Raw genomic sequence first — 12,267 nt, forward strand, 5'->3', positions numbered from 1 at the left:
AACTCACAAGGAACCTCATCATGAGTGACAATCGCGCCACCGTCGTCGCCGGCAAGGCCAAGCCTCGCGGCCGCTTCCCCCACATCAAGCGCGCCGGCGACTTCCTGTTCGTCTCCGGCACCAGCTCGCGCCGCCCGGACAACAGCTTCGTCGGCGTCGAAGTGGACGAGATGGGCACCACCAACCTGGACATCCGCGCGCAGACCCGCGCGGTGATCGAGAACATCCGTGACATTCTCGCCAGCGAGAACGCCAGCCTCGACAACCTGGTGGAGATCAGCACCTTCCTGGTCGATATAAACGACTTCGGCGGCTACAACCAGGTCTATGCCGAATACTTCGACGAAACCGGGCCGACCCGCACCACGGTCGCCGTCCACCAACTGCCGCACCCACACCTGCGCATCGAGATCAAGGCCATCGCCTACGCGCCGCGCTTACGCTGAGAGAATAATAATGGACAAGCACCACTTCAGCCCGCCACTCAACTTCAATCGCTGGATCGAAGACCACGCCCACCTGCTCAAGCCACCGGTGGGCAACCAGCAGGTCTGGCAAGGCAGCGATTTCATGGTCACGGTGGTTGGCGGTCCCAACCAGCGCACCGATTTCCATGACGACCCGGTGGAAGAGTTTTTCTACCAGTTCAAGGGCAACGCCTACCTGAACATCTGGGACCGCAACCAGTACGAGCGGATCAACCTCAAGGAGGGCGACATTTACCTGATGGCGCCCCATGTCATTCATTCGCCCCAGCGCCCCGAGCCCGGCAGCCTGTGCCTGGTCATCGAGCGCAAGCGCCCGGCCGGCCTCCACGATGCCCTGCAGTGGTCGTGCGCCCGCTGTGGCCACCTGATCAAACGCTATGAGATGCAACTGGAAAGCATCGTCGCCGACCTGCCGCCGGTGTACGAACGCTTCTACGCCACAACAGACGAAGAGCGCCGCTGCGCGGGATGCGGTGAGGTTCATCCTGGCCGTGACTGGCAGACCTGGCACCAGACACTCCAGGAGTTCCACCCTGCATGAAGATCGATATCCACTCCCACTTCTTCCCCACCATCAGCCAGGAGGAAGCCGCCCGCCTAAGCCCGGAGCGCGCGCCGTGGCTGCGTACCGAAGGTCGGCGCGGGCAGATCATGCTCGGCAACAAACCCTTCCGCCCGGTACATGATGTGCTCTGGGACCCGGTACGACGCCTCGAACATCTCGACGAGCAAGGCCTGGATATCCAGGTGATGTGCGCCACCCCGGTGATGTTCGGCTATGACCAGCCCATTGAACGCGCCCTGCCCTGGGCGCAATTGATGAACGACCGCGCACTGCAAATGGCCGCCCATGCCCCGGACCGCCTCAAGGTGCTGGCCCAGGTTCCGCTGCAGGACATTGATGCCGCCTGCCGCGAGGCCAGCCGTGCCAAGGCCTGCGGACACATAGGCGTGCAGATCGGCAACCACGTCGGCAACCACGATCTCGATCATGACGGCCTGGTCACCTTCCTCCACCATTGCGCCAGCGAGGACATCCCTCTGCTCGTTCACCCCTGGGACATGATGGGCCACGAGCGCATGAAGAAGTGGATGCTGCCCTGGCTGGTTGCCATGCCGGCGGAAACCCAACTCGGCATCCTCTCGCTGATTCTCTCTGGCGCCTTCGAAACCCTGCCCGAGTCCCTGCGTCTGTGTTTCGCCCACGGTGGCGGCGGCTTCGCCTTTTTGCTCGGCCGTGTCGACAATGCCTGGCACCACCGCGACATTGTCCGCGAAGACTGCCCGAACCTGCCGTCCAGCTACGTCAAGCGCTTCCATGTCGACTCCGCCGTCTTCGACCAGCGTGCGCTCAAGCTGCTGGTGGAGGTGATGGGCACCGACCGCGTAATGCTCGGCTCCGATGCGCCCTTCCCGCTGGGCGAGCAGCAAATCGGTGCGGGTGTCCTTGAGCACCCCACACTTTCTGCAAGCGACAAGCAGCGTATTGCTGCCGGCAACGCCCAGGCATTTTTCGGCCTCTGATCTCCTTTGGCTCGGCCACCTGGCCCCCTGTTCGCGTGCGGATAGGGGGCTTTTTTTCGTGCCTCACAATTGCCTTCTGCAGGAGCAAGCCTGCTCGCGAAGACGGTGTGTCAGTCACTGAACAGGGTGGATGGCGGTGTATCAGGCGATGCAAATGTTGGATGTGCCGGCCCCATCGCGAGCAGGCTCGCTCCCACAGTAGATGCAGGTTGGATGCGGAGTTTGTGTCTGACGCAGCGGTACCTGTGGGAGCGAGCTTGCTCGCGAAGGCGGTGTGTTATTCACGCCGCATTGCCAGGATCGGGAGAAAAGACGCAACCCCGGCAATTGCCGGGGTTGCGGGGGGGGGGAAGGTTAGAACTTGATGCGCACGCCCAGTTGCATGCCTTGCGGGTTTTCGTTCGGCAGCGGGCTGTCCAGGCTCCAGCTGACCGGGTAGCGGATCTCGCTGTCTCGGGTGTGATGGATGTAGGCGTACACCCCGTAGAGGTCGATGCTCTTGTCGTAGTTGTAGATGTAACCCAGGCTGATCGCCGCAGCATCGCTCAGGGCTTCGTCCTTACGGTCGTCCTTGTAGACGAAGCTGACCGTGGCATTGTGTTTGTTACCGAAGTTATGACGAACACCCAGTTGCAAGTCGTTGCCGTTGGAAGCGAAATCCACCCAAGGCGCGTAGGCGTAGTAGCCCACATAGCGGTGGTAAACCGCCGACAGATCGGTCTTGCCCATGCTGTAGACCGCCGTCAGATAAGCATCGGTGGACTGCTCCATGGTCTTGTGGTCCCACAGATTGCGTTGGTACTTGCGGTCCACGGCAGCCGAGAAATACCAGGGGCTGTCGGTCCAGCGATCGACAGCGAGGCTGATGACCTGCCCATCGCGGCTGCCATCGTCCTCGCCGTCGGTGACACCACCACGGAACTCAAAGCCGTCAATTCTCGGACTGATGTACATCAACAGGCCGTCTTCACGCCACGGCGCGTAGAACACCATGACGTTACTGATCAGGCTGTAGTCGTTGTTGTACAGCGGGTCGGCGTAACCATAGGCGTTGGCGGACGGGGTATCCCGGCGGCCCGCGCTGAGGGTTCCCCAGCGCTTGGAAATGCCCTCGAAATAGGTCTCGCGCTTGCTGATATCGTCATCTGAATGCGGGTTGTACTGCGCCTGATAGATCCAGTTCAGCGACAGGTCCTCGGTGACCGCCTCCTGCATATGCAGTTGCAGGCGGTTGGCGCTCAAGCCACCGCCGTTGGCACGTTCCTCGGTGTGACCACCGGACTTGGCCACCTCGTAGTTGACGTCAATGACCCCGGAAAGCTCGATCACGTCGATGCCCGAAACGTCCTTGAGGTCTGCGATGTCCGCGCAGGCGTAGCCACTCACCAGCGGCAGAATGAGTAAAAGCTTGTGCATTGAATGCTCCGATAGAACGAGTAGAGGCTCGCGACAGCACACCCCTGCTGTCGCGGCCTGGTTTCTTATTGGTCTTACTGTTCTTGCGGGTCTGGATCAGTCCCGGGGCGGCCAGGTCTTCGTCGGCGGCGCAAAGCTCGGCTCACCCAGCAACGGGGTCGAGAGTGCATAGAAGCCGTGGTTGGTGAAGACCCAGATCAGGTTGCGGTCGTACTCGGTGTAGGTGCCGTGCGTCAGGTTACCCATGGCCCAGCTCACGACGTTTTTGGTGTCGTACGGCGGTACGAAGTAGGCGCCGATCATTGGCTTGTCCGGGTTACGCACGTCAAACACCTGCACACCGGCGTTGTAGTAGGCATACGGCAGGATGCCGTCACGCGCGACGCCAGGCTGGGTGTAGTAACCACTGCGCTTGGGTCCGAAGCTGCCCTTGCGCTGGCAGTAGTCGGTGAAGCCAGCTTCGGCCGGCGGCGTCGGCAATGGCAGGGTGTGCTTGATGACTGGCTTGGTCGGGTCGCGAACATCCACGGCATAGATAGGCTTGACCGCCTCGTAGCAGTCCTCGGTCAGCGGGTAGCCGCTGAAGTAGATCAGCCCGGTTTTCTCCACTTGGCTCACATCAATACCGTCGCCTTCGGTACCGGCCACACTGACCGGGAATTCGAGATGGCCGACCACCTTGAGGTTTGCCGAGTCGGTGATGTCGACCACATACAGGCCCATCCCGCCCATGGCCGCATAGCCGTATTTGCCGCCCTGCTCCACCGGTTTGGGAATGAACAGCGACGCCCGCGAGCCCATCCAGGAGGCCCGGTTACCCGAGCGCGGGTTGGCCTTGAACACGGCCTCGTGCTCGGGATCGCCGATGATCTGGCCAGGCACGGTCAGCACGTCGAGCAGCTTGGGGTCGCTCGGGTTGGACATGTCCCAGGACTGATAGCCCGAGTTGTACAGGTCGTTGGGGTATTCGGTGAGCGCGTACTTGTCACTCGGTGCCGCCGCCACGTACATCACATCGCCGCCAAAATAGGCAGGAATGTCACGGGCCCCGGAGCCTTGTTGCTCACCGATCGGCGCATCCGGGTGCTCGATATCGGTGGTGCGGGTGGCGATCAGCTTCCAGTCCTGAGGCAGCGGGCCATTCATCTCATACACCTTGAAGCCTTTGAGGTGCTTGGATTTGCGGATGGCTTCGACCTTGTCCGGCTCACGATACTTGTCGCTCAGCACGCCAAAACGGCGGGTCTCGAAGGACTGCACCATGATGTTCTTGCCCAGCTTCTTGTTCCACTGGATAGACGCAGCGCCGAAGAAGTCGTCCGCCGGGTAGGGGTTGACCTCCTTACCCGGGCCGTCCACGCCCCATGGAGCGCCCTTGGCCAACAGCACCTTCACGTCCTTGGGATTGGTAATGTCAAAGATCTTCAGGTCGCGGCGCACGTACTGGTAGAGGTAGCGCTTGCCGACGAAGTCGACGATGTTCTGCCAGGTGTGGAAAGGCTCGACCGTGATCGGGTAGTAGGCCTCGACCTTCATGTTCTTGATGTAGCTCTTGGTGTCCCAGTGATCCAGCTCGCCAGGGAACGGCTTACCTTCATGGGAGAAAGGCGTGGCGACCGGCCAGATGAACTTGCCGGTGGCTTTGTCCATGCCATAGCTGCCCGGTGCCGGCACCGGCGGAATGCGCTCCGGGCCCAGCTCGGTCAAGCGCTTGACCAGCGGATCGGTGATGTTCATCGGGGCATGCTCTTCGGCATGCAGGCCCGTGGTGGCGAAGAGAGCGACCACCAGCGACAGCGCAAGGCGACTGCGCGTGTGTCCGGTGGCAGGGTTAACAGAGAGCTGCATTGTTTTCATTATTTACTCCGTTTGGTAAAGCCCCATCGGGCAGTCTTTGTGCTCGTTGCCTGTGCGCAGGCCGCCACGCGCGGGGCGTCAGAAAATCTCCAGGGGGTAATCGGTGATCAGCCGAAAATCATCGAGGTCGCCGGAACCCTGATCGGCATTGGCGCGATGCCAGGCCTGACGCAACCGCAGGCTCAAGCCCTTGGCCGGCCCGGCCGCCACCACGTAACGCAATTCGATGTTGGTCTCGCGATGCGCGCCGTCGTCGCCATAGCGCCCGGCGTAGGGACTGCCGAGCGCAATCCCGCCGCCGTCGATCCGGCTGCCCTCGATGTAGCGGACCATCATTGAGCTGCCGGGCAGCCCCAAGGCTGCGAACGAATAGTCGTAGCGAACCTGCCAGGAGCGTTCCCGAGGCCCGTTGAAATCGGAAAATTGCGCCGAGTTGGGCAGCCAGATCGAGGCCCCCTGGTCGTTGCCGTTGCGACCCTTGCGATCGTTATCACCGACGCCGAGGTAGTCGAACGGTGTGTCGCCGTGGACCTTCTGCAGCCCGAGCAGGAAGCGGTGGCTGCCCAGGCGCAGGTAAGTCGAGGCGCCCAGCGTCAGGTTGTCGATCTCGCCGGCGCGTGCCGTGCCGGTCTCGGTGGTCCGGTACAGGGTCAGGTTCAGCCCGGCTTCACGCTCGTCTGCCAATGCAAAGCGCGAACTCAGATTCGCGTAGCCCTGGTACCAAATGTCCTCGAACTTCGCGCCGTACAACGCCAGCGAGTGCCCCGGCGCCCATTGCCAGGTAGCGCCGGCATAGTCGGCGCGCGGCGTGCTGACCTCAGCCATCACCGCCCATAGGTCACCGTCGGCGTTGGTGGTCACCGGACTGGTGGCCGAGGTGAAATGGCCAGCCTGCACATCCAGGTCATCGTGCTCGCGGCTGCGCAGGCTCAGGCCGGTGGCGGTCTGCGGCACGATGCGGAAGTGACTGACACCGAACACCGGGGTATCCGGGCGCTGTTCGCCCACCTTCAGTTCGGTCTTTGACAGCCGCAGTTTCAGCGCCGCGCCGGCCTTGGCATATTCGTCGGCCGGCTCGCCGTTATCACGCACCGGCAGGTTGCGTGTGCCGGTCTTGCCCGCCGAGGCATCGAGACGCAGCCCCTGGTAAACGAACCCGTCCATCCCGAACCCGAGGGTGCCAGGGGTGAAGCCGGAGCTGAAGTCGAGGTTGATGCCCTGGGTCCAGTCACGCTGGTCTGGACGCCCTTCTTCCTTGCTGCGGTTGAAATAGGAATTGCGCAGCAACAGCTTGAGCTGGCTGCCCTCGACGAGACTGCCCCAGCCCTCGGCAGGCGCCGTTACCGCATGGGCCGGCAGGGCCAGAAGGCCCGAAATCAGGGGCACGGCTGAGCGAAATACGCGCATGACATCCTCGTACGACTTAATACTCATGGTCAGCGGGCAAGCCGCTCCCTACCCGGACGGCGAAGCGCCCGGGGACGGATTGTTCAGGGAATGGATGGCCCGATCTTTCGATCAGGCCAGGGCCGGCTCAGTGCCGAATCGGCAGCGGACGAGGCGCCTCACCCTCGACGGAGCGTGACTTGCGAAAACGCAGGAAGTAGATCAATCCCATCACCAGCAGGAAGGGCACACCGCAGACCAGGGTCAGGGCGAACTCCTCGGTGAATAGCGTGGTCAGCATCACTGCAAGCATCAGCAGCAGCCCGGCCAGGCTGGTCCAGGGGTAGCCCCACAGACGGAACTCCAGGGACGCGCTGTCCTGACGACGGCGGAAGAACAGGTGGGTGAGGAAGATTCCGGCCCAGGTGAACATCGCGCCGAACATGGCGATCGACATCATCAGGGTGAAGGCGTCCTTCGGGTAGGCGATGTACAACAAAGTGCCCAGACCGATCCCCAGCGACGACACCAGCAGGGCCGCCAACGGCACACCGCGAGCGCTCAATCGCCCGAACAGTGCCGGCGCCTGGCCAGCTCGCGCCAGGCTAAACATCAGCCGTGACGTGATGTACAGCTGGCTATTCATCGCCGATAGCGCGGCGATCAGGATCACCCCGTTGAACACTGCTCCGGCGTAGGGAACGCCCGTCGCGTGCATCACCGTGACAAACGGGCTCTGGCCACCGTTGTTCTGCCCCCATGGCAAGATTGCCAAGACCAGTGCGATGGTCAGCAGGTAGAACACCACCAAGCGCACCACGGTGATGCGGAAGGCCTTGGTGACTGCGCGCTTGGGATCCTTGGCCTCACCCGCCGCGACCGCGATCATCTCGATGCTCAGGTAGCTGAAGAACGCCACGATGACCGCTACCCAGGTCCCCCACATGCCGTTGGGAAAGAAGCCACGATCATTGGTGTAGTTGGCGAAACCGATGGTCGAATCCGCTGGCGCCCCATAAACCACCCAGGCGCCCAACAGAATGAAGGCGACGATGGCGCACAGCTTGAGCAGCGAGAACACATACTCGATGGCGCCGAAGACCTTGACGCTTAGCACGTTGCTCAACACCAGCGCCGCCGAGAAGGTGATCATCCAGTAGCCGCCCGGCACGTCCGGGAACCAGTACTTCATGTACATCGCCGCAGCCGTGATCTCGGTGCCCACCGCAAAGACAATGGACGCCCAGTATGCATAGCGAATGAGGAAGCCGAACCAGGGCGCCACGTAGAACTCGGCGAAAGAACCGAAGGAGCCCGACGTCGGATGGCGAACGGTCATTTCTGCCAGACAGCCCATCAGGAGCAGCGCGATCACGGCACCGATGCCATAACTCAGCAGCACGCTGGGACCGGCAAAGCCAATGGCAAAGCCGCTGCCGAGGAACAGCCCGGTGCCAATAGCGCCGCCAATGGCAATCATCGACAGCTGGCTACTGGTCAGGCTTTGTTTCAGGCCCTGCTCGCGCTGGACCAGGTTATCGAAAGAGCTTGTTGTTTTTGTCATATTCGAGTGCTCAGGTCTGGTCAAGGAGGAATCAGGTCACCGACTTCCTGGCGATGAACTGCGGCGCATTCCATTCGCCGCTTGCGAGAACCTCGCGCAGCGCCTGGACGCTGTCCCAGATGTTCACGTAGCTGTTATAGAGCGGGGCAAAGCCAAAGCGCAGAATGTCCGGGGCGCGGAAGTCGCCGATCACCCCACGGGCAATCAACGCTTGCATGACCGGGTAGGCATTGGCGTGCGCCAGCGACACCTGGCTGCCGCGCTGCGCGGCATCACGCGGCGAGCGTAATTCCACACCCAGTCCTGCCAACTGTTCGTCACACAGCTGAATGAACAGATCACAGAGGGCAACGCTCTTGTTTCGCAGCACCTGCATGTCGACGCCGTCGAACATTTCCAGTGACGCTTCCAGGGCCAGGATGCCCAACTGGGGAGCGGTGCCCACCAGCATGCGGTCGATGGTCGGGTGAGCCTCGTAGTCGTGGGTGAAGTCGAAGGGCCGAGCATGCCCGTGCCAGCCGGTCAGCGGCTGACGTACGTGCGGAATATGGCGTTCGGCGACATAGACGAAAGCCGGTGCGCCCGGCCCGCCGTTCAAGTACTTGTAGCCGCAACCGACGGCAAAATCGGCCTCTACGCCGTTCAGGTCGATCGGCATGGCCCCGGCGGAGTGGCACAGATCCCACACCACCAAGGCCCCGACTTCATGGGCACGCGCCGTGATGGCGGCCATGTCATAGCGGCGCCCAGACTTATAGTTCACGTGCGTCAGGGACAGGATCGCAACCTCTTCGTTGAGCGCCGCCAGCACCTCGTCCGGTTCAACGCAACGCAGCTCGGATCCGGTCAGCTCGGCCACGCCGGAGGCGACATAGACGTCGGTGGGAAAATTCCCCCGCTCGCCAAGGATCACCTTGCGTCCCGGTTGCATGCGGGTAGCCGCGACCAGCACCTTGAACAGGTTGATGGAAGTGGAATCGGCGACGATCACCTCATGGGCACCCGCACCGATCAGCCGGGCAATCTTGCCGCCCGTGCGCTGCGGCGCGGGGTACCAATCAGCATCGTTCCAGGAGCGAATCAGCCCCTGGGCCCACTCCTGCTTCAGCACTCGCTCAACGCGCGCCGGCACATGAGCGGGCATGGCGCCCAGGGAGTTGCCATCGAGATAGATCTCCCCGGACGGGAGATCGAATCGCCCACGGGATTCACCCAGGGGGTCATCGTGATCGAGACGTTCAAAATGCTCGCGGGTGAGCGGGACGGACAAAGACATGCGAATTCCTTTATTACTTGTTCTTCTGGAAAGGAGCGGCGGCCACCAATCGGCGAACCCCTGCAAGGATTCGCCGCAAAATTGCGCGACGCATCCCGGTGCATGCAGGGATGTTACCCCCTGCCGTCAATTACCTATAAATAGAAAGAAGGCTCATAGCTATTACGCTTGGTAATACATGAACCGAATGTGCTCCTATTAGGAAGGTTGAAAAATTGATTGCCGAATAAAAGGTGTATCGGCGCAACTCACCCCCAAGGATCGCCCTCCATGAAATTCGACCTCGCCTACTGCCTCAGCCTCGACTCCAAGCTGTCGATCTATGACGTGCGCGATCTTAATTTCGACGAGACCATGGCCTTCGATTCCTCCAAGGAGCGCTTCCAGTGCCCTAACGATGCCTGTCGCCTGGCCTTCGGTGCAGGGAATGTGCTGGGGACGATCAATGCCAAGAGCGTGAATTACATCCGGACGCCGCATTTCAAGAATGTGCCCAGTACCCGGCATGTCGAGGGTTGTCCCTATGTCAGCCTCAAGGCGCCAAGCGTCGAAAACGGGGAAACGGATGACGGGCCGGAGGAGCATTTTCCGTCGGAGTTGTTGCTGGCTCGGCGTGAGTATGTGCGCAAGCCGGTGGGTGCTTCTGCCGTTGCAGGCGACTTGCCTGTGCAGCAGCCTGAGACTTTATCCACTCGGCCGATCACGGCGCCCCCTGCCGCGGAGTCGGCGCCGGGCAAGACCAGTGTGTTTGCCCACCCGGTGGAATGTTTCGTTTCAAACTTCGCTAACAAGGAACTGCTCAAGCGCATGCCGCTGAAGATCGGCGAGCACAAGGCGTCCTACGCGTCATTCTTCAAGAAGATCGAATACCTGCAGGATAACCAGGGGTTGGTGTACTGGGGCAGGATCAAGGAGATCAAGGACTACACCCAGAGTTTTCGTATCGATTTTGAGAAGAAGGTCTGGTTCGAGAAGAAGCCCTATTCGGTCACCCTGTACCTGGGTAAAAAACTGATCGAGGGCTACCGCAAGCGCAAGGCGTTTCTCGAGGAGATCAAGCACGCGATTGAAAGCGAGCACGAGTTGTATTGCTTCTTTTATGGGGTGATGCCGCAGCTCAAGCAGGTACCGAGCAAGAAAAAACCTGATCAGACGTTCGGAGTGTTCAGTGCCAACATCGAGAATCTCGACCACTTCATCATCCGCGAGGCACCGGGCCTGGACCATTGACGGTCGCCCAGGATCACATTCATCAAAAAAATGAGTTTGATCCGGACGCAAAACAACTGTACAAAAACACAGTACTTGTTGATTTGCCACTCAAACGCCCGGAGCAAGCCATGGCCTCAATTGCAATGAAAGTCACCCTGGAGCGAATCGCCCTGTTCCAGTTCACCCCCAAACACTGCGCCCAGGCGCGCGCCATGCTGGACTGGTCCGTTGCGGATCTGTCCCGCGAGTCCGGCGTCAGCGTAGAAGCGATCCAGCGGTTTGAAGCCGGTGCCGAAGTTCTCGAGGTCACGCGATTGGCCCTCACCTACCGACTGGAGGCCGAGGGGCTGGTGTTCTTCCCCGGATTTGCCCCTGGCCGTGGCATGAGCGTCAGGGGGGTGGCGCCCAATCCAGTGGGGCGAGCGGATTTTGTGATGATCGAATAAAGGCGGCCCTAGCCCCTGGCAACCACCTGCTCGGTCGCCCCCTCGACCTCCAGCCACCAGGCGTGTCCGCTCGACGGTTGGTCAAGGTTGAACGCTTCACCCATCTGCGGCGTGGCGATGGACACATTGCGCTCCCAGGCCAAGGCCAGGATGCGATCGAAGGGTTCGTGCCAGGCGTGCATGGAAAGGTCAAAGGTGCCGTTGTGGATGGGCAGCAGCCAGCGCCCCTTCAAGTCGATGTGGGCTTGCAGGGTTTGTTCCGGCTGCATGTGGATCAACGGCCATTCGACGTTGTAAGCGCCGGTCTCCATCAAGGTCAGGTCGAAAGGACCGAATTGCTCGCCGATACGTTTGAAGCCATCGAAGTAGCCGGTGTCGCCGCTGAAAAAGATTCGCCTGTCCGCATCGATGATGACCCACGATGCCCACAGCGTACTGTTGCCGTCGAACAAGCCACGGCCGGAGAAGTGCTGGGAGGGCGTGGCAATAAAATGAATGCCGCCGACCTGGGTGCCTTGCCACCAATCCAGTTGGCGTACCTTGCCGGCATCAACACCCCACTTGATCAAGGTCTCACCCACACCCAGAGGCGCCAGGAAGCACTGGGTCTTGCTCGCCAGAGTCAGGATGGTCTGATGGTCCAGGTGATCGTAATGATCGTGGGACAGGATCACTGCTTCGATTTCCGGCAGCTCTTGAAGGCTGAGGGGTGGCTGGTGAAAGCGTTTGGGGCCGGCCCATTGCACCGGGGAGGCACGCTCGGCAAAGACCGGGTCGGTCAGCCAGAACTTGTCTCGCAGTTTCAGCAGCAGGGTCGAATGTCCAAGCCGGAAGACACTGTGATTGGGTGCCTCGAGTAACTGCTCGCGGGTCAGCCCTTGAACCGGAATGGTCCCGTCAGGTCGCGTGTTGCGCGGCTTGTTGAAGAGCATGTTCCAGAAGATTTTCAGGGTCTTGCGCAGCCCTGGTTGGCGTACCACCGCATGATTGCGATAACGCCCCTGTTCCTGTCGTGAGGTTTTCAAGGTGTTGGCGTTGTCTGCCAGGTAAGAAAAAGTGGCCATGTGCAAATGACTCCAGAAACCGATGAAAACGAGG

At 61.0% G+C, this 12,267-nt stretch carries 11 protein-coding genes; 5 read left to right on the plus strand and 6 right to left on the minus strand.

Translation table 11 applies throughout. The features are described 5' to 3' along the window. Positions 1-20 precede the first annotated feature (20 nt). The 3 genes from KW062_RS22550 to KW062_RS22560 are packed head-to-tail and all read left to right on the plus strand — an operon-like array spanning position 21 to position 2,012. A complete protein-coding gene (locus tag KW062_RS22550; protein WP_027619922.1) occupies positions 21-446 on the plus strand; it encodes a RidA family protein in 426 nt (141 codons plus the stop codon). A 10-nt stretch (positions 447-456) separates the two neighbouring features. Continuing rightward, positions 457-1,029, plus strand: a complete 573-nt coding sequence (locus tag KW062_RS22555) for a 3-hydroxyanthranilate 3,4-dioxygenase (protein WP_027619921.1) — start codon at positions 457-459, stop codon at positions 1,027-1,029. Next, the gene (locus KW062_RS22560; RefSeq protein ID WP_105753842.1) at positions 1,026-2,012 is read left to right on the plus strand and encodes an amidohydrolase family protein; all 987 of its coding nucleotides are present in this window, start codon (positions 1,026-1,028) and stop codon (positions 2,010-2,012) included. The genes KW062_RS22555 and KW062_RS22560 overlap by 4 nt, the downstream gene beginning before the upstream one ends. 354 nt (positions 2,013-2,366) lie before the next feature. Here KW062_RS22560 and KW062_RS22565 read toward each other — a convergent pair whose 3' ends face one another. The 5 genes from KW062_RS22565 to kynU form a co-directional block, all read right to left on the minus strand. After that, positions 2,367-3,428 (minus strand): porin, encoded by a 1,062-nt coding sequence (locus KW062_RS22565; RefSeq protein WP_027619919.1) that lies wholly within the window; start codon positions 3,426-3,428, stop codon positions 2,367-2,369. 96 nt (positions 3,429-3,524) lie between these two features. Further along, positions 3,525-5,285: a hypothetical protein gene (locus KW062_RS22570; protein ID WP_218277046.1), complete on the minus strand. Its 1,761-nt coding sequence runs from the start codon at positions 5,283-5,285 to the stop codon at positions 3,525-3,527. Positions 5,286-5,363: 78 nt separating this feature from the next. Then, on the minus strand, positions 5,364-6,692 hold the full coding sequence (locus KW062_RS22575; protein WP_105753844.1) for an OprD family porin: 1,329 nt from the start codon (positions 6,690-6,692) through the stop codon (positions 5,364-5,366). A gap of 127 nt (positions 6,693-6,819) precedes the next feature. Then, positions 6,820-8,235, minus strand: coding sequence for an amino acid permease (locus tag KW062_RS22580; protein WP_027619917.1), 1,416 nt, complete (start codon positions 8,233-8,235; stop codon positions 6,820-6,822). 31 nt (positions 8,236-8,266) lie between these two features. Next, positions 8,267-9,511: a kynureninase gene (gene kynU, locus KW062_RS22585; protein WP_027619916.1), complete on the minus strand. Its 1,245-nt coding sequence runs from the start codon at positions 9,509-9,511 to the stop codon at positions 8,267-8,269. A gap of 270 nt (positions 9,512-9,781) precedes the next feature. Here kynU and KW062_RS22590 point away from each other — a divergent pair, with 270 nt between their 5' ends. Beyond that, the gene (locus KW062_RS22590) at positions 9,782-10,741 is read left to right on the plus strand and encodes a hypothetical protein (RefSeq protein WP_027619915.1); all 960 of its coding nucleotides are present in this window, start codon (positions 9,782-9,784) and stop codon (positions 10,739-10,741) included. 110 nt (positions 10,742-10,851) lie between these two features. After that, a complete protein-coding gene (locus tag KW062_RS22595; protein WP_027619914.1) occupies positions 10,852-11,169 on the plus strand; it encodes a helix-turn-helix transcriptional regulator in 318 nt (105 codons plus the stop codon). Between the two features lie 8 nt (positions 11,170-11,177). On the opposite strand, the gene KW062_RS22600 is transcribed toward KW062_RS22595, so the two are convergent. After that, positions 11,178-12,233, minus strand: a complete 1,056-nt coding sequence (locus tag KW062_RS22600; RefSeq protein WP_027619913.1) for an MBL fold metallo-hydrolase — start codon at positions 12,231-12,233, stop codon at positions 11,178-11,180. Positions 12,234-12,267: the final 34 nt, after the last annotated feature.

Source organism: Pseudomonas fluorescens (assembly GCF_019212185.1).
In the GTDB taxonomy this organism is placed as follows: domain Bacteria; phylum Pseudomonadota; class Gammaproteobacteria; order Pseudomonadales; family Pseudomonadaceae; genus Aquipseudomonas.